The 19,258-nt window shown below is 38.2% G+C and carries 18 protein-coding genes; all 18 read left to right on the top strand.

Going from position 1 to position 19,258, the window contains the following annotated elements; all coding sequences use genetic code 11:
- Positions 1-67 precede the first annotated feature (67 nt).
- The 18 genes from spoIIP (at position 68) to BM000_RS09515 (ending at position 18,980) form a co-directional block, all read left to right on the top strand.
- Positions 68-1,219 carry a stage II sporulation protein P gene (gene spoIIP / locus BM000_RS09600; RefSeq protein ID WP_091497394.1) on the top strand — a complete coding sequence of 384 codons (1,152 nt, stop codon included), beginning with the start codon at positions 68-70 and terminating at the stop codon, positions 1,217-1,219.
- Between the two features lie 73 nt (positions 1,220-1,292).
- Positions 1,293-1,583 carry a hypothetical protein gene (locus BM000_RS09595; protein WP_091497391.1) on the top strand — a complete coding sequence of 97 codons (291 nt, stop codon included), beginning with the start codon at positions 1,293-1,295 and terminating at the stop codon, positions 1,581-1,583.
- Positions 1,584-1,765: 182 nt separating this feature from the next.
- Positions 1,766-3,586 (top strand): translation elongation factor 4, encoded by a 1,821-nt coding sequence (lepA, locus tag BM000_RS09590; RefSeq protein WP_091497388.1) that lies wholly within the window; start codon positions 1,766-1,768, stop codon positions 3,584-3,586.
- Positions 3,587-3,744: 158 nt separating this feature from the next.
- A complete protein-coding gene (locus tag BM000_RS09585) occupies positions 3,745-4,356 on the top strand; it encodes a TetR/AcrR family transcriptional regulator (protein WP_091497385.1) in 612 nt (203 codons plus the stop codon).
- A gap of 23 nt (positions 4,357-4,379) precedes the next feature.
- Positions 4,380-5,465, top strand: coding sequence for a hypothetical protein (locus BM000_RS09580; protein WP_143063921.1), 1,086 nt, complete (start codon positions 4,380-4,382; stop codon positions 5,463-5,465).
- Positions 5,466-5,861: 396 nt separating this feature from the next.
- Positions 5,862-7,028: a radical SAM family heme chaperone HemW gene (gene hemW, locus BM000_RS09575; protein WP_091497380.1), complete on the top strand. Its 1,167-nt coding sequence runs from the start codon at positions 5,862-5,864 to the stop codon at positions 7,026-7,028.
- A 100-nt stretch (positions 7,029-7,128) separates the two neighbouring features.
- Entirely contained in the window at positions 7,129-8,148 is a 1,020-nt protein-coding gene (hrcA, locus tag BM000_RS09570) for a heat-inducible transcriptional repressor HrcA (protein WP_091497377.1), read from the top strand.
- Between the two features lie 118 nt (positions 8,149-8,266).
- Positions 8,267-8,839, top strand: a complete 573-nt coding sequence (grpE, locus tag BM000_RS09565; protein ID WP_091497375.1) for a nucleotide exchange factor GrpE — start codon at positions 8,267-8,269, stop codon at positions 8,837-8,839.
- Between the two features lie 27 nt (positions 8,840-8,866).
- Positions 8,867-10,690 (top strand): molecular chaperone DnaK, encoded by a 1,824-nt coding sequence (gene dnaK, locus BM000_RS09560; RefSeq protein WP_091497372.1) that lies wholly within the window; start codon positions 8,867-8,869, stop codon positions 10,688-10,690.
- A 279-nt stretch (positions 10,691-10,969) separates the two neighbouring features.
- Positions 10,970-12,094, top strand: coding sequence for a molecular chaperone DnaJ (gene dnaJ, locus BM000_RS09555; RefSeq protein WP_091497369.1), 1,125 nt, complete (start codon positions 10,970-10,972; stop codon positions 12,092-12,094).
- Between the two features lie 37 nt (positions 12,095-12,131).
- The gene (gene prmA, locus BM000_RS09550) at positions 12,132-13,073 is read left to right on the top strand and encodes a 50S ribosomal protein L11 methyltransferase (protein WP_091497366.1); all 942 of its coding nucleotides are present in this window, start codon (positions 12,132-12,134) and stop codon (positions 13,071-13,073) included.
- 16 nt (positions 13,074-13,089) lie between these two features.
- Positions 13,090-13,839, top strand: a complete 750-nt coding sequence (locus BM000_RS09545; RefSeq protein WP_091497363.1) for a 16S rRNA (uracil(1498)-N(3))-methyltransferase — start codon at positions 13,090-13,092, stop codon at positions 13,837-13,839.
- A 5-nt stretch (positions 13,840-13,844) separates the two neighbouring features.
- Positions 13,845-15,191 (top strand): tRNA (N(6)-L-threonylcarbamoyladenosine(37)-C(2))-methylthiotransferase MtaB, encoded by a 1,347-nt coding sequence (gene mtaB, locus BM000_RS09540; RefSeq protein WP_091497361.1) that lies wholly within the window; start codon positions 13,845-13,847, stop codon positions 15,189-15,191.
- 172 nt (positions 15,192-15,363) lie between these two features.
- Positions 15,364-15,537, top strand: a complete 174-nt coding sequence (gene rpsU, locus BM000_RS09535) for a 30S ribosomal protein S21 (protein ID WP_067837072.1) — start codon at positions 15,364-15,366, stop codon at positions 15,535-15,537.
- Between the two features lie 49 nt (positions 15,538-15,586).
- Positions 15,587-16,033 (top strand): GatB/YqeY domain-containing protein, encoded by a 447-nt coding sequence (locus tag BM000_RS09530; RefSeq protein WP_091497358.1) that lies wholly within the window; start codon positions 15,587-15,589, stop codon positions 16,031-16,033.
- Positions 16,034-16,170: 137 nt separating this feature from the next.
- Positions 16,171-17,514 (top strand): NfeD family protein, encoded by a 1,344-nt coding sequence (locus BM000_RS09525; protein WP_091497356.1) that lies wholly within the window; start codon positions 16,171-16,173, stop codon positions 17,512-17,514.
- A gap of 20 nt (positions 17,515-17,534) precedes the next feature.
- Complete coding sequence (floA, locus tag BM000_RS09520; protein WP_177178270.1) at positions 17,535-18,503, top strand: flotillin-like protein FloA; 969 nt, start codon at positions 17,535-17,537, stop codon at positions 18,501-18,503.
- Between the two features lie 27 nt (positions 18,504-18,530).
- On the top strand, positions 18,531-18,980 hold the full coding sequence (locus tag BM000_RS09515) for a hypothetical protein (protein ID WP_091497349.1): 450 nt from the start codon (positions 18,531-18,533) through the stop codon (positions 18,978-18,980).
- Positions 18,981-19,258 lie beyond the last annotated feature (278 nt).

Here is a 19,258-nt window from a genome sequence, read left to right as displayed (position 1 = left end):
TAGTTCTAATACCACCTTCTCTATCATAGACTCTAGTAAATACTAAAAGAGAAGGTAGTGTTAGTAAATGGTGGGTAATAAAAAAAGCGGATTTAAGGCTCCAATGATGGTAAAGGCTATGCTAATCTGGATGCTTATTTGCTTGACGCTCTATGGAATTATCGGTTTATTAACATATATTCCACGTGGAAAGGCACTATCAAACGCTACTTTATCAACAATTAGCGAACATATTGATAGTTCACTTTATTTAGCGCTATTGGCAACAGAGTACCGGGCATTAGGGGCACATTATGCCGATGAATTACCAAACATATCAGTATCTGAAACATTGCTTCAATTAACTACCCAGCTTAATCTTTCAGATGTTAGAACTCTTTTTGGCAATACGATCCCGGGTTTCCAGCCATATCGATATCGTATCATAGTTGGACAAGCAGACACGAATTACGATAATTTACCAGTTGAATCCTCACCACCTCTTGAGATCATTATGGAGGACAGACTGGTGACTGATTCAAGCGGTGCTGATAAAACTGAACAGGATGACAAACCTGAGCAAATAAATGATCCAAGTATTTTTATTTATAACACCCATAACCGAGAATCATTTTTACCCCATTTAGAGAATACGGATGACCCCAACAGTGCTTTCCACTCAGACGTCAATGTGACACTAGTAAGTGAGCAGTTAAAACAAAGTCTAGCTGATAAAGGTATCGGTGCAATTGTAGATCGTACTGATTTCACCAATGTTTTGCATCAAGAAGGTTTGGAATACTGGCAATCATACGATGCTTCTAGACCAGTCGTAGAAGAGGCAATCGCACAAAACCAATCTGTAGAATATGTTTTCGATCTTCATCGTGATAGTAGACGTTATGAGGATACGATGATCACTATTGAAGGAGAGGATTTTGCACGATTATTTTTTGTAATAGGTGCCGATTTTGAAGGGAATGAAAAAAATATCGAGCTCGCAAAACAACTTCATGAAAGATTAGAAGCAGCTTATCCTGGATTGAGTAGAGGAGTTGTTGAAATGGGTGGAACAGGTCGCAATGGTGTTTACAATCAGAATATCTCAGAGCAAGCTCTGCTAATTGAGTTTGGCGGTGTTGACAATAGTTTTGAGGAACTCTATCGTTCAGCAGATGCCTTTGCCGAGATTTTTGCCGATTTCTATTGGGATGCTGAACCAACGAGTACGAGTGACTAGTCTTAATAGACATTAGTTACGTTAAGGGAAATAGTAATTATACTAAGGGTTTAACGAAAGGGTTGTGTACAAGATGAAATGGCTTTTAAAAGCAGGGATCATTGTCTTTGTCTTTGTCTTGGGTACTCAAGTGACTAGCTCTCCTATGGAGACAGATCCTGTCATTTATTCGCAAAAGGAATTGCCAATTATAACGAGCGCTGAACAATTGTACCAGGTAGCTGATCAACCTAATGATACTAATGTGAATCAGACTACACAATCAACTTTGCTATTCAATGTTGCGCAAATGATTGAAACTGTTGGACTGTTCTTATATGAAGGTTTAGTAAAAATTATAGCGGAATTCGTCCAGATGCTCTAATTTCCAGTAGAATTAGTAGAAATTTGAAAGTTGATTGAAGGATTACTTGAAATCTGTACGGGGCATCATCGACAACCTATCAATTTCTTCTCGATGTGTTACGCTGTAATAAAAACAATTGAATGATCTTGCCATCACTGCTATAATCAACCTAGTATTGCTGTCCGAGAAAATAGGAGTGAATGAAATTGTCAAAAGAGAGATCACAAAAAAGGGTGCGGAATTTTTCAATTATTGCACATATAGATCATGGTAAGTCAACATTAGCTGACCGAATTCTAGAGAAAACAAAAGCTTTAACCCAGCGAGAGATGAAGGAGCAATTTCTAGATGCGATGGATTTAGAGCGTGAGCGTGGTATAACGATCAAGTTAAATGCTGTCCAACTGAAATATCAACATCATGATGATGAAGAGTATATCTTTCACTTAATTGATACCCCAGGGCACGTAGACTTCACGTATGAAGTGTCGCGAAGCTTAGCTGCATGTGAAGGGGCAATTCTTGTTGTTGACGCTGCTCAAGGGATTGAAGCACAGACACTGGCAAATGTATATTTAGCTCTAGATAATGATTTGGAAATTATTCCTGTTATTAATAAAATTGATTTGCCAAGCGCAGATCCTGAACGTGTCAAACAAGAAATAACTGATGTTATTGGTATAGATGGTGAGGAAGCTTTATTAGTAAGTGCTAAGGCGGGCATTGGAATTGAATCTATTCTAGAGGCAGTGGTTGACCGAATTCCTGCTCCAATTGGTAATGATGAGAATCCGCTTCAGGCATTAATTTTTGATTCCTTGTACGACCCTTATCGAGGCGTTGTTGCTTATATAAGGGTAAAGGAAGGTACAGTAAAAGTCGGTGATCGTATTAAAATGATGGCCACTGGTAAAGAGTTTGAAGTGAATGAGGTAGGTGTCTTTAACCCGAAGCCCGTACCTTTACAAAAGCTTCAAGTTGGTGATGTCGGTTACTTAACAGCATCAATTAAAAATGTTGGTGATTCACGTGTTGGGGATACGATCACACTAGCGAATAACGCTGCGACTGAGCCACTACCTGGCTATCGTAAGCTAAATCCAATGGTTTTCTGTGGTCTTTACCCAATTGATGCTAGTAAATATAATGATTTAAGAGAAGCATTAGAACGTCTCGAATTAAATGACTCTGCTTTACAATACGAAGCAGAGACCTCTCAAGCACTTGGCTTTGGCTTCCGTTGTGGTTTTTTAGGTCTTCTTCACATGGAGATTATTCAAGAGCGAATTGAGCGCGAGTTTAATATTGATTTAATTACGACAGCACCAAGTGTTATTTACCAGGTCAAAAAAACTGATGGTGACATGCTGTCAATTGATAATCCTTCCTTTATGCCTGACAACCAGTCAATAGAAGAAGTACTCGAACCTTATGTAAAGGCCTCGGTAATGGTTCCGAATGATTACGTTGGTGCCGTTATGGAGCTATGTCAGCGTAAGCGTGGCGACTTTATTGATATGCAATACCTAGATGAAAATCGTGTTAGTGTTATTTATGAAATACCGCTATCTGAAATTGTCTATGATTTCTTTGATACGTTAAAATCACAGACAAAAGGTTATGCTTCCTTTGATTACGAAATGATTGGTTATAAAGCCTCCAATCTTGTTAAGATGGATATTCTTCTTAATAGTGAAACAATTGATGCCTTATCTTTTATTGTTCATCGTGACTTCTCCTTTGATCGTGGGAAGCAAATTGTTGAAAAACTAAAAAAACTGATCCCAAGACAGCAATTTGAGGTGCCAATTCAAGCAGCCATTGGCAACAAAATTGTTGCGAGGTCAACGATTAAAGCGATGCGTAAAAATGTTCTTTCAAAATGTTATGGTGGTGATATTTCGCGTAAGCGTAAATTGCTAGAAAAGCAAAAAGAAGGAAAGAAGCGGATGAAGATGGTTGGTTCGGTCGAAGTTCCTCAGGAAGCGTTTATGTCAGTTCTTAAAATGGATGAAGAGTAAGGATAAAATTGTTAAGCACATGATTCATTAATGAATCATGTGCTTTTTATTTTAGCTGACTACCAATTTCAAACTTAATTTCTAGGGCTTGACAATAGCTTAACAATACTTTTATACTAAAAAAGTAAACCTTTAGTATACTTTTGGGGGGTGGATAGATGGAGCGAGCAGAAAAAAAGCATTTAATCAGAGAAAATATTATTAAAGCCTTATTTGATCTGTTAAGTGAAAAAAAATGGGGAGACCTATCAAGTAATGAGATTTGCACCCGAGCAGACATAAGTAAAAGAACTTTATATGTCTATTTTCGTAGTCAGGATGAAATGTATTTGGCAATAGTGAAACGAAGCTTTGAATCTTTAATGGGTGATATGAGTAAGGCATTCTCTATAGGAAGAACTGCTAAAGAGAAACTTGTTAATCTTGGACAAGCCTATTTATACTTTATGATCGATAATCCAATAAAAGGTTCTTTAATTGTTGGGTATGATGAGATGAATTACGTTGTTAACTATCCAGAACAAGTAGAATCTATTCAAGCTATTGCAAACAACTTCGAATTAATGACTATTTTTCAAAAATTAGATCTGGATCCGATCATTTTCAATCAACATTTGGCGATTTTTTTATGGGGACATCTTCAAGGCATTGCGCAGTTAATCAATAGTAAGGGGGAATGGTTAGCCGATTATTATGGTTTGACTATGGAGGCAATGATTGATGCTCAAATAAAGTTAGCTAGTGACTTACTAGAAGGGGTGGAGAAATGATTAAAAAAAGAAGGTGGCTTATCATGGTTTTGATTATAATGTTAAGTATTGTTGCTGGAATGGTAGTATGGAACGGTACTTTTTTAAAAACAAAATATGATAGTGCACAAGATAATTATGATCATGAGCAGGCCTCAATGACAGAAACACAATTTCAATTAATAAGAGCAGGTATTCAAGCGGCGAGTAGTCACAATATGCAACCTTGGAAAATTAAAATAATTGACGATCAATCTTTTGTGTTATATGCGGACCTTACTAAACACCTTCCTATTATTGACCCTGACTATCAGCAACTTTTAATGGGACAGGGAACTTTTATTGCTTTAATAAGAGCTACAGCTGAGCAATTAGGAATAGCACTCGAAGTTAATTATCATCCACTAAACATGGAAGAAGAACTGCCAATTATTGCAACATTCACAAGCGACGCACATGAAGATTCGACAATTGATTCCGTTACAGCTGCTTCAGCCGGAAGTGAATCTGAAGAACCTAGCTTTGCTGTTCATGAGGCTACCCAATTCATTCATGATCTTGCTCCGAAGTATGTTGTCAAATGGATAGCTGAAGAAAACAGAAGTGAATTTCAAGATTATCTTTATACTGCAACTGAAATCGAAGCAGAAAATCAACAAGCGATGGAAGAAATGCTAGATGTTTTCCGTTTTACAAAATGGGAGAAAAACAAATACCGCTATGGCTTATCATTAAATACAATTGGACCGCCGCTGAACACGTTTATTCCACCAATCGTAGGTCTTACCGCTCAATGGAAGAGCTTTGGAAAAGCAACCATTAATAGTTTTGAGGAAAGGTTGGCTAATGAAGAATTATATCTTGTTTTAGCCTTGGAAAACCCAACGCAATCTGATTACATAGAAGTTGGTGAAGTTATCACCGGACTTACTCAACGTGTTGCTGGATTTACACTACGACCTGCTGTCCAAATTTTACAACCATTGGCTGGGATGGAAGAGGTTTACCGTGAAATGCACGAAGTAATTGGCATTGAAGGTGAGATTATACAAATTATCGGTTTTACAAAGAAAGACAACGCCTTCCATGATTCCATACGTCATCAAGTAATGGATTTAATCTTAGAGTAAAAAAACTGACTTATTCTCTTTAATTAAGATAGAGCAATCATTCACCTCGATAAGGGGTGTTTTTTATAGTGTTTATTAGTTGTTCTCTGAATTTTTAAAATTGTATTTAGTATAAGGAATTAATGAGACTAAGTAATCTCCTTGCTAACTACAACAGTTTTAACTTGAATTAACGGAAAACACGTTATTAAATACAATGACTTGCTTAATGCAATGATCTATACTAAGATACATGAGTAAAATAATGCGAAATTAATGACCATTTCGTAATAAGTCAACAAGATCGCTTCATCATTCTAGTAAAAAGGATTTAACAATCCAATAAAGAAATAACCAATAGGCTATTAAATTAAGAATAACAGTAGAAATTGTGGAGAGAGAAAGGAGAACTAAGCTATGATTCATTCAGTATATATACACATTCCTTTCTGTGAAAAAATCTGTCATTATTGTGATTTCACCAAATTCTTCTATGAAGAGAAAATGGCGGATCAATATTTAACTGCGCTTTTTAAGGAAATGCATGCTTACCTTGGTACTGATAAGCAAAACGTAACGACTATTTTTGTTGGTGGAGGGACACCAACTGCTTTAAATGCACGTCAGTTAGAACGACTATTAATCCAAATTGCTGCTCACTTTGATGTTCCAACTGTCCTTGAATATACCTTTGAAGCAAACCCTGGGGATCTAGATGTTGAAAAAATTAAACTGTTAAGCAATTATGGCGTCAACCGTATTTCAATGGGTGTACAAGCATTTGATAATCAGTTGCTTGAGTCATTAGGAAGATTACATCGCGTTCATGATGTTGAGCAAAACATTGTCGCTTTGCAGAATAATGGGTTAAAGAATATCAGTATAGATCTCATGTATGGGCTACCAAATCAAACAGTAGAGAGCTTTGCAGACACTATTGAGCAAGCGTTGGCGTTTGATTTGCCCCACTATTCTTCGTATGCACTTCAAATAGAGCCTAAAACAATTTTCTATCAACGTCATCAGAAAGGTAAGCTTCATAAGCCTGCTGAAGAAGTTGAGGTTAACATGTTTCGGCTTTTATTAGCAGAAATGAAAGCAAAGGGGAAATTTCAGTATGAGGTGAGTAACTTTGCTGTGCCAGGTTATGAAAGCCAGCATAATCTTGCTTATTGGAATAACCAATACTATTATGGCTTTGGAGCAGGGGCACACGGTTATTTACCTGGTGAACGTATTACTAACCTACGCCCGTTTCCTGCTTATGTGAAGGCAGCTGAAGCTACTGGTCGACCTGTTTTGCATACAGAAAAAATAGGGTTGAAAGAGCAAGTAGAAGAAGAATTGTTTCTTGGTTTAAGAAAAAGAACAGGTGTAAATCGCCAAGATTTTCAAAGTAAATATAACTTCTCTATTGATCAGGTCTATGGTGAAGTAATTGAAGCACTTAAGGAGAAGCGTTGGTTAGAAGACACCAGTGAAGGTATTCGAATGACTGAGCAAGGCCAATTATTTGGCAATGATGTTTTTCAACAATTTTTATTAGACGAGTTTGATGAAACCATTCTTTTAGCTAATTCTTGATTTTTTAAAGGCTTTTGCATTGACAATGCTTAATGAATTTGATAATTTATTATTAGAATTAGCACTCGGAGATCAAGAGTGCTAACAGAGGTGATCATCGATGTTATCAAATAGACAGCTTTTGATTTTGCAAGTGATTATTGATGAGTTCATCCAAACAGCTCAACCGATTGGATCACGAGCAATATCAAAAAAACCAAGTGTGTCCTTTAGTCCAGCAACCATTCGTAATGAAATGGCTGATCTTGAGGAGATGGGTTATATTGAAAAAACACATTCATCATCTGGTCGGGTGCCATCAGAAAAGGGCTATCGATTTTATGTTGATAATTTACTATTGCCTTTTCATTTATCGCATGATGACAAGCAGATTATTACGAATGTGTTTGATCAGGATTTAGTTGAATTTGAGCAGGTTGTTCAAAAGTCAGTTCGCGTTCTATCAGAGATGACGAATTACACATCGATCATTCTCGGGCCTGAAGTTTATGAAACAACATTGAAGCAGTTGCAAATTGTTCATTTATCTCGGACAACTGCAGTTGCAATTCTTGTCACGAATACTGGTCATGTTGAGCATCGCTCGTTTACCATCCCGAGTGAGATTAATCCTGCTGATTTAGAAAAACTGGTAAATATTCTAAATGTAAAATTAACAGGTGTTCCAATTGTAAAGCTTCATAGTCGTTTACAACAAGAATTAATTGCAATTCTAACTGACTATGTTTCCGATTTAGAGTTGGCCATGAATTATTTGAAGGGTGCCTTATTAGATCAACAGCCTAATAACGTTTATATTGGTGGAATTACCAATATGTTGTTACAGCCAGAGTTTAATGATGTAAGTAAGCTCCATTCTCTCTATTCAATGATAGAGCAAGAAGACTTGGTTGCGAACTTATTAAGGGCCTCAGCAGAAGGTATTCATATTTCAATTGGCCATGAAAATAAAGTTAATGAAATGCAGGATTGTAGCTTAATTACGGCTACCTATTCATTAGCGGGGAAGCAAATTGGTACAATTGCATTACTGGGACCGAAGCGGATGGAGTATTCACGTGTTATTTCAATGCTCAATTTGCTCTCAAATCGCATGTCAGATACTTTTGACCGCTGGTAATTATGAAGCAGTATGTTATAGCATGGATATGACGGGGGGATAGATGTAAGGCCCCCTTTGTTCTGCACGAACAAATCTTATAATAGCTAGGTTTGATTGAAACAGGAGGTGAAGCATCATGGAAGAGAAAAATAATCAAGGGCATGATGAAGAATTAGTAGAAGAAGTAGAAGAGGTGGAAGCAGCTACGCAAGAATTAGTAGATGAACCATCAGACAATACTGAGGTAGAACTAGCTAATCAGGAGGACTACGAAAAAGTAGTACAGGAGAAGAATGAACTTTATGATAAATTTCTTCGCCTACAAGCTGAGTATGATAATTTTCGTAAAAGGACTCAGCGTGAAAAAGCTGCCGATCTTAAGTATAAATCTCAAGGATTAGCGACAGAATTACTACCAGTAGTCGATAACTTTGAACGCGCATTGCAAACAAAACCTGATAGTGAAGCAACAAAGGCCTTTATTGATGGAATTGAAATGGTCTATCGACAGCTCGTCACCGCTTTGGAGAAGGAAGGCATAGAGGCCATTCCAACTGTCGGTGAAGAATTTGATCCAAACTTACATCAAGCTGTTCTACAAGTTGATGACCCAGAATTCAAATCAAATACTGTAGTAGAAGAAATGCAAAAAGGTTATCAGTTAAAGGATCGCGTTATCCGACCTGCAATGGTAAAAGTGAATCAATAACTACATAAGTTTAAGGAGGAAATATAAATGGGTAAAATTATTGGAATTGATTTAGGTACTACGAATTCATGTGTAGCAGTAATGGAGGGTGGAGAAGCAAAGGTTATTCCTAATCCAGAAGGGAACAGAACAACCGCTTCTGTTGTGTCCTTTAAAAATGGAGAACGTCAAGTTGGTGAGGTTGCTAAGCGCCAAGCGATTACTAACCCAAATACGATCCAGTCGATTAAACGTCATATGGGTACAGATTACAAAGTCGAGGTTGACGGTAAGTCACATACACCTCAAGAAATTTCAGCAATTATTTTACAGTACATTAAGTCTTATGCTGAAGATTATTTAGGTGAGTCGGTTGACAAAGCAGTTATTACGGTTCCGGCATACTTTAATGATGCAGAGCGTCAAGCAACAAAAGACGCTGGTAAGATTGCTGGTTTAGAAGTAGAGCGTATTATTAATGAGCCAACAGCAGCAGCATTAGCTTATGGTATTGATAAAGGTGACCAAGATCAGACTGTTCTTGTTTATGACCTTGGTGGCGGTACGTTTGATGTTTCTATCCTAGACATTGGTGATGGTACCTTTGAAGTTGTGGCAACAGCTGGAGATAATCGTCTTGGTGGAGATGACTTTGACCAAGTGATCATTGACCATATGGTAGCCGAGTTTAAAAAAGAGAATGGCATTGATTTGTCTAAAGATAAAATGGCTTTACAGCGTTTAAAAGATGCTGCTGAAAAAGCAAAGAAAGACTTATCAGGTGTTGGACAAACACCAATTTCGCTACCGTTTATTACTGCGGGTGAAGCTGGTCCGTTACACTTAGAGATGAATTTAACGCGTTCAAAGTTTGATGAATTATCAGCTTCCCTGGTTGAACGGACAATGGGACCAACACGTCAAGCATTATCAGATGCTGGCTTATCAGCTTCAGATATTAATAAAGTCCTTCTTGTTGGTGGATCAACACGGATCCCAGCCGTCCAAGAAGCGATTAAGAAAGAGCTAAAGCAAGACCCTTCAAAAGGTGTTAACCCTGATGAAGTTGTTGCACTTGGTGCTGCTATTCAAGGTGGAGTACTTCAAGGTGATGTTAAAGATGTTGTCTTACTAGACGTTACTCCACTTTCATTAGGTATTGAAACAATGGGTGGCGTGACGACTAAACTGATTGAGCGTAATACAACGATTCCAACAAGTCACTCACAAGTATTCTCTACAGCTGCCGATAATCAAACAGCAGTAGATATTCATGTCCTTCAAGGTGAGCGTGAGATGGCTGCTGATAACAAGACGCTTGGACGTTTCCAGTTAACGGATATTCCAGCAGCACCACGTGGTATTCCACAAATTGAAGTGTCATTTGATATTGATTCAAATGGTATCGTTAATGTTAGAGCGAAAGATTTAGGTACAAACAAAGAGCAATCAATTACGATTAAATCGTCATCTGGTCTATCTGATGATGAAGTAGAGCAAATGATTAAAGATGCTGAAGAAAATGCTGAAGCTGATAAAAAACGTCGTGAAGAAATTGATCTTCGCAATGAAGCTGACCAGCTTGTCTTCCAGACAGATAAGACGCTTAAGGACTTAGGCGATAATGTATCTGAGGAAGAAAAGCAAAAAGCTGAGGCGGCAAAAGAAGAATTAAAGAAAGCTTTAGAGGAAAATGATCTTGAAGCAATTAAAGCAAAGAAAGAAGCTTTAGAGCAAGAAGTTCAAGCACTATCTGTTAAGCTTTATGAGCAGGCACAACAAGCTGCAGGAGAGCAAAGCAGCTCAGATTCAACTGCAGATGATGTGGTTGATGCTGATTATGAAGAAGTTGACGACGAGGATAATAAATAAATGCAAGTAAAAAAAGTCAAAGTCAGGGTAAACTTGACTTTGGCTTTTGTCCTTATATAGGATCAGGGATTGAATGTGAGTGGATTTCGCAAATCAGTTTGCTTGGTCAATTTAAATGCAGGCGATCTTATCTTTATTCAAATTTAACGAAGTACGTAAAACAATCATCATTAACATAGATTTTTTCATTTAATCTTATCTTAAGAAGTAGTTGTCTTCCGCTACTTACTAGTGTTATGATTAAATTTATGCAATAAATGAGACGGGAGTGAGACGTTCATGAGTAAGCGTGATTACTATGACGTTTTAGGTGTTGGAAAGAACGCACCTAAAGAAGAAATAAAAAAAGCATATCGAAAACTGGCACGTAAATATCATCCAGACGTAAATAAAGATACTGATGCCCCTGATAAGTTTAAAGAAGCTAAAGAAGCGTATGAAGTATTAAGTAGTGAACAAAAAAGAGCGCAATATGATCAATTTGGTCACGCCGGCCCGCAAAGTCAAGGCTTTGGTGGTGGTTTTGGTGGAGAAGACTTTGGCGGTTTTGGGGACATTTTTGACATGTTCTTTGGTGGCGGTGGTGGTCGCAGAGACCCGAATGCTCCAAAGCAAGGGAATGACCTACAATATACAATGGTGTTAGAATTTGAAGAGGCGATTTTCGGTAAAGAAACCGACATTTTCATCCCGAAAGAGGAGACATGTGATACATGTAGTGGAAGCGGGGCTAAACCAGGGACTAAGCCAGAAACGTGTAAACATTGTCAAGGTACTGGTCAAATGAATATTGAACAGAATACACCATTTGGACGTGTTGTTAACAAGCGGGTCTGTCATCATTGTAGTGGAACTGGAAAAGAAATTAAGGAAAAATGTACGACATGTAGTGGAAAGGGTACGCTTAAAAAGCGTAAAAAAATTCATATTAATATTCCAGCAGGTATTGATGATGGTCAACAAATTCGGGTAGCCGGTCAGGGTGAGCCTGGGGCAAACGGTGGCCCAGCAGGTGATTTATATGTTGTTGTCCAAGTTAAATCACATGAATTTTATCAGCGTGAGGGTGACCATATTTACTGTGATATGCCTGTTACTTTTACTCAAGCTGCTTTGGGAGACGAAATTGAAATTCCAACGGTACATGGTAAAGTTAAACTAAAGGTACCAGCTGGGACACAAACAGGTAAAACGTTTCGGTTAAGAGGCAAAGGAGCGCCAAACGTTAGAGGTTATGGTCAGGGTGACCAGCATGTCAAAATACGTGTCATCACACCTACCAGCTTAACGACAAAACAAAAAGAGTTACTTCGTGAATTTAACGACCTTAGCGGGAATGAAGCAGCTGATGAGCAAGAAGAATCCTTCTTTAGTAAAGTAAAACGTGCTTTTAAAGGTGAATAAAGAGCACAAATCAAAATAAAGAAAAGGGTTGATTAACTTGAAATGGTCTGAACTTTGTATTCATACGACTAATGAAGCGATAGAGCCAATTTCTAATATCCTCCATGAAGCTGGTGCAAGTGGTGTGGTAATTGAGGATGCTGAGGACTTTGCTAAAGAAAGGCCAACTAAATTTGGTGAATTGTATGAGCTTGACCCAGCTGATTTTCCTGAAGAGGGTGTTATTCTAAAAGCATATTTACCGGTAAATAGCTTTTTAGGTGAGTCGGTTGAACAAATTAAACAGGCGATTAACCAATTACTAGCTTATAATATTGATATTGGGCGCAACTTTATTACGGTAAGTGAAGTAAATGAAGAAGAATGGGCAACGGCATGGAAAAAATATTACAAACCTGTGAAGGTATCAGGTAAAATAACGATTACCCCAACGTGGGAAGACTATCAACCTGTATCAACAGATGAAATTATTATTGAGCTTGATCCAGGTATGGCATTTGGGACTGGTACCCACCCTACCACGGTTCTAAGCATGCAAGCACTTGAACGGTATGTAAAGAATAAGCAAACCGTGATTGATGTCGGAACCGGATCAGGAGTATTAAGTATTGCCGCTGCTAAGCTAGGTGCAACTGATATCTATGCCTATGACTTAGATGATGTGGCTGTCAAAGCGGCGAGAATTAATGTTAAGCTTAATAAAGCTGGTGATATTGTTACCGTCAAACAGAATAACCTCCTTGACCATGTTCAAGTTAATCCTGACATTATTGTTGCGAACATTTTGGCTGAAATAATACTAAGGTTTGAACAAGAAGCCTTCCAACTGTTAAAGCCGGGTGGTATTTTTATTAGCTCAGGTATTATTCAAGCAAAAAAAGTTGAAGTAAGGCAAGCTTTAATTGCTGCAGGGTTTGATATTATTGAGGTAAATCAAATGGAAGATTGGATCTCAATTGTAGCGCAAAAGCCTGAATAAAGAGAGTTGGATAGTTATGCAGTATTATTTTATTGATCAAGAAAATTGGTCCGATCAAGGTGTTATTATATCAGGTGATGATGTCCATCACGTTGTCCATGTCATGCGGATGACGCAAGGTGATCGTGTCGTTTGTAATCATCCTGATGGGAGATCGGCTATATGCGAGATTGTAAGTTTCGACAAGGAGGTTAATTTAGTCATTATTGATTGGTTGATCGAATTGGTTGAATTACCCGTATCTGTTACTGTCGTGCAAGCCTTGCCTAAGGGTGATAAGCTTGATTGGATTGTTCAAAAAGCGACTGAGCTTGGCGTTAATCAAATTGTCCCTTTTCAAGCGAGTCGTTCGGTTGTCAAATGGGATAAAAAAAAGCATGATAAAAAAATAGCGCGATTAGTAAAAATAGCTAAAGAAGCAGCTGAACAATCCCATCGCTCAAGACTACCCGTTATTACCGACTTGCATAAACTTGAGCAGCTTGTTACGCTAAGTAAAACATATTCACACAGGTTTATCGCATATGAGGAAACAACGCGTGCAGTAAAGGCAAAAAAATTAAGTCAGTATTTTAATAAAATAAAGCCTGCCGACTCCGTTCTGATCGTTATTGGTCCAGAAGGTGGCTTAGAGCGAGCTGAAGTTGATTTGCTCCTTGCTAATCAATTTGAGCCCGTTCGTTTTGGTCCAAGAATATTGCGGACGGAAACAGCGGCAATGTATGCTTTATCCAGCTTATCGTACTACTTCGAAGAAACGGAGTGAAAGTCTTGACAACAGTAGCTTTCCATACATTAGGTTGTAAAGTTAATCATTATGAAACAGAAGGTATCTGGCAAAAATTTAAGGATAAAGGCTTCGAGCGCGTCGATTTTGATCATGAAGCTGATATTTATGTTATTAATACCTGTACAGTAACAAACACAGGAGATAAAAAAAGTCGTCAAGTCATTAGACGGGCAATTAGAAAAAATCCTGAAGCTATTGTTTGTGTGACAGGTTGTTATGCTCAAATTTCACCAGGCGAAATTATGGAAATTCCTGGTGTTGATGTTGTAGTTGGTACGCAGGACCGAGATAAAATGATTGGCTATATCGAAGAACACCAACACACAAGATTGCCAATTAATGGTGTTTCTAATATTATGAAAAATCGTGTTTTTGAAGAAATGGATGTACCTGTTTTTTTCGATCGTACCCGTGCTTCATTAAAAATTCAAGAGGGCTGTAATAATTTTTGTACCTTTTGTATCATTCCTTGGTCCCGTGGCTTATTAAGATCAAGAAAACCAGAAAACGTCATTGAGCAAGCACAACAGCTTGTTGATGCTGGTTATCAGGAGGTTGTTTTGACTGGTATCCATACAGCTGGCTATGGCGAGGATTTCAAGGATTACGATTTTGCTGATTTATTGCATGATTTAGAAACAAAGGTTGCCGGCTTAAAAAGAATCCGAATTTCTTCAATTGAGGCAAGTCAAATAACAGAAAAAGTCATGCAAGTTATTGATCGATCAGAGAAAATAGTGCGTCATTTACATGTTCCGTTACAAGCTGGTTCAGATACAGTCTTGGAGCGGATGAGAAGGAAATATACAACGGCATTTTATAAGCAACAGGTAGATCGCTTGAAGCAAGCTCTGCCGGGCTTAGCAATCACATCAGACGTGATTGTTGGTTTTCCAGGAGAATCTGAACAGGAATTTAATGAAACGTATCAGTTTATTCAAGAAATAGGGTTCTCAGAATTGCATGTTTTCCCTTTTTCTAAGCGAACAGGTACACCAGCAGCCAAGATGGAAAATCAAGTTAATGATGAAGTTAAAAATTATCGTGTTCACCAATTAATTTCTTTATCCGAACAACAAGCAAAGCAATATGCAGCAAGATATGAGAATACGGTTGTCGAAGTTATTCCTGAAGAGGTTGATCAGGATCACACAGGTGATCAAGTTTTAATTGGTTACTCTGATAACTATTTAAAAGTCCAGTTCGTTGGTAGTGCTGATTGTGTTGGTCAAATTGTCCGTGTGAAAATTACTAAATCAGGTTACCCGATTAATGAAGGTCAGTTGGTCAAAGTTATGACAGAGCCCAATTTAACAACGATACCATAAGCTAAGGTTTAAGTTGATGATACTTTCACAGAAATGCTAGTCAAATAGACTATTGCTAAAACAAAAAGTTGACCAATAATGGGTGTTATATTATAATATCATAGAGACAAATGTATGAGATTACATATTGTCTGATTAAATTGTTGGATGCTTCGGAGGGAGGGAAATTAGCATGTCAAATACAACTCGCGTTCGTAAAAACGAGTCTCTTGAAGATGCTCTTCGTCGCTTTAAGCGCAGTGTATCAAAATCAGGTACATTGTCTGAATATCGTAAGCGTGAATTTTATGAAAAACCTAGTGTTCGTCGTAAAAAGAAGTCTGAGGCGGCTAGAAAACGTAAGTAATTTTACTGTAAGAAACATATGTTTCTTATAAAGAGGGTGTAGGATCAAAATGTCATTATTAGAAAATCTTAACCAAGATATGAAGCAAGCAATGCGTAATAAAGAAAAGCAAAAGCTTAGCGTCATTCGCATGGTAAAAGCTTCGCTTCAAAACGAAGCAATTAAGCTTGGTAAAGATGTTTTAAATGAAGAAGAAGAATTAACTGTTTTAGCTAGAGAGCTAAAACAACGAAAAGATTCCCTCCAAGAGTTTAAAGAGGCTGGACGCGACGATCTTGTAGACAACTTAAATGCAGAACTAGATGTTTTACAAGTTTACATGCCTGAACAGCTAACTTCAGAAGAGCTAGAGCGTATTGTTTTGGAAACGATTCAAAGCGTTAATGCAACTTCTAAAAAAGAGATGGGTAAAGTGATGGGTGCGCTTATGCCAAAGGTAAAAGGCAAAGCAGACGGAACAGAAGTGAATAAACTCGTTCAAAAACATTTATCATAATACACAATTGTGTCTCAATAACGGAAATCCCCTAATCGTATGTTATTAGGGGATTTTTTGCCATGATCATGATATAATAAAGAAGAGGCCAGAGAAAGTTTGTGTTCCGTAACGACGTGTCACAAGGAGGTGGTGTAATGGACAGAAGTCTTGGTAAGAAAATATTAATAGGTCTACTTTTAAGCGTATTCATCTTAACGCTAAACAACTTTAACGTAGTGAGGGCGGATGGAGAAGGTAAGCTTGTTCATGTTATACCAATTGAAAAAGAAGTAGAACGTGGTTTAGAAGCATTTTTGCGCAGAACAATTACTGAAGCCGTTGAAGAAAATGTTGACCATATTATTCTTGAAATTAATACGCCGGGCGGTCGTGTTGATGCGGCAAGTAATATTGGTGGAATTCTACAAAGTGTAGATATTCCAATGACTGCTTACATAAGAAGTCAAGCTTTATCTGCAGGATCATATATTGCCTTGTTTGCGGATTATATTTATATGAGCCCTCAAGCGACGATTGGCGCTAGTGGGATCATAACAGGTGATGGCAATGCTGCTGATGAGAAAGCCCAGTCCTATTGGCTTGAAGCGATGGGTAGTGCTGCTGAGGCGAAGGGAAGGGACCGACTCTATGCGGAAGCGATGGCAGATCCAGATATTGATCTTCCGGAATATAATGCGCCTGTTGGTAGGTATCTAACCCTTGGTCCGACTTCAGCAATTGAAGTGGGTTATTCAGAAGGGACCGTAAGCCATCGAACAGAATTATTAGTAGAGCTTGGTTTGTCAGAAGCAGAAGTTGTTGAGATTGAAGTAACTGTGGCTGAAGAGATTGCGCGTTTTCTGACCAATGCAGTGGTAGTATCAATATTATTATCATTGGCAGGACTTGGTTTTATTGTTGAGTTGTATTCACCAGGCTTTGGTGTTGCTGGTTCGATCGGTGCCGTCTCATTACTTGCGTTCTTCTATGGTCATGCTATCGCTGGTTTAGCTGGATACGAGGTACTTGTGCTAATTATCGTCGGAATTGCCTTAATTGTCGCAGAATTTTTTGTTCCTGGTGGCATTTTAGGAGCAATTGGTGCAATAAGCATCGTAGCATCGCTATTTATGGCTTCAACTAGTATTAGGCAAATGAGCATAAGTATTCTAATTGCGCTTGTCGTCTCGATCGCTGCTGCGATCTTTCTGTATAAGCGAATAGGATTAGAGAAGGGCATTTTTAAATATATTATTCTTAATGATGCAGAAACACCTGACCGTGGTTACGTCTCGGCGGTAAACCGACATGAATTGCTAGACCAAGAGGGCGTGACTGTTACACCACTAAGACCATCTGGTACTGCTGTATTTAATCATGAACGCTTAGACGTCGTTTCGGAGGGTGGCTTTATTAGCAGTGGTCAGTCGATTAAGGTAGTAAAGGTGGCTGGCTCACGAATTGTTGTTAGAGCAGTAGAAAAAGAGGAGGAATTATAATGGAAACATTTGCTGATTTTATGCCGATTTTCTTTATTGGTATCATTGTTATTGCTGTCGTTATTTTGTTAACATTTATCCCAGTTGCACTATGGATAAGTGCACTAGCTGCTGGGGTAAGGGTAAGTATTTTCACATTAGTGGGAATGCGTCTACGTCGTGTTATTCCACAACGGGTTATTAATCCGTTAATTAAGGCTCATAAAGCTGGGGTAACGGTAACAATTAATCAACTGGAAAGCCACTATTTAGCTGGTGGTAATGTGGACCGCGTTGTTAATGCATTAATTGCAGCACAACGTGCCAACATTGAATTAAGCTTTGAGCGCGGAGCAGCCATTGATTTAGCTGGTCGTGACGTTCTGCATGCTGTTCAAATGAGTGTTAACCCTAAGGTTATTGAAACACCTTTTATTGCAGGGATTGCAATGAACGGTATTGAAGTAAAAGCTAAAGCGAGAATTACCGTACGTGCAAATATTGATCGCCTTGTTGGTGGTGCAGGTGAAGAAACAGTTATTGCTCGTGTCGGTGAAGGGGTTGTTAGTACCATTGGTAGTGCTAACTCACATAAGCAAGTTCTTGAGAATCCTGATTCAATCTCTCACAATGTCTTGAATCGTGGTCTTGATGCAGGAACGGCTTTTGAAATTTTATCAATTGATATTGCAGATGTTGATGTAGGTAAAAATATTGGTGCGATTCTTCAAACAGATCAAGCTGAAGCAGACAAGAATATTGCCCAAGCGAAAGCAGAAGAGCGTCGTGCAATGGCGGTTGCACAAGAACAAGAGATGGTTGCGCGGGTTCAGGAAATGCGTGCCAAGGTTGTTGAAGCGGAGGCGGATGTACCATTAGCGCTAGCTGAAGCATTAAGATCAGGTAATATGGGTGTCATGGATTACTTGAATTACAAGAATATTAATGCTGATACGGAGATGCGTGATTCAATTGGCAAGCTGACTGAAGATGATTCTGATGAAGAGTAATCTTTTTGTTAGAAAGGATGTGAGATAATGGAAGATCTTATTGTACCTTTGATTACCTTTCTTTTAATTATTGGTGGTAGTTTGTTTAAGTCATTAACTGCTAATGAAGATAAGAATGCAAAGCCAGTAACACGAAACCCTGTCTCACCTTCACCGCATGTTGAACCTGAAGCTGAGCATACGGTTCAGCAAGTCGAGGTTAACTACGAGGATTTAAAAGCCGAAAAAACTGCGCAAATGGATATGTTAAAGAAAAATCTTAACATAAGTGAAAAGCGACCAAAGAACCAAATGCAAAAAAATACGATGTTAGTAAGTAATCGTGTAATGAAAAAGCGCAAGCGTCTAGCGCAAGGGCAGCAGCAGCTTGCGTTTAAAAAGAGACTATCCCAAAATGGTCTAGCTGAAAGTGTTGTTATGGCAGAAATTTTAGGTCCACCAAGAGCGGTTAAACCCTATTCTAATACGAGAAGATAGTAGCGGAGCGTCACAAATATTGTGACGCTCTTTTCATTTAATTATTTTTATTAGAATTGTATAGTTAAGGGCTCGTATATTTATTTGGAGTATATAGGGTGGGATATGGTTAGTAACTAAAAATATTTAATTACAGAAATATCAGGAGTTAACTTGATAATAGCATAAAGTGCCGTTTGCGTTAACGTGTGAATAAAAACCACTACCCATATCAACGAAAGTGCTATTTACGTTCACTTAATAGTTGGAGTTAAGAAATTAGGGATGTGATTTGCCTT

The organism is Amphibacillus marinus (assembly GCF_900110345.1).
GTDB classification, from domain to species: domain Bacteria; phylum Bacillota; class Bacilli; order Bacillales; family Amphibacillaceae; genus Amphibacillus_D; species Amphibacillus_D marinus.
The sequence above is the reverse complement of the archived record's forward strand: the minus strand, read 5'-3'. Positions and strand labels throughout refer to the sequence as shown.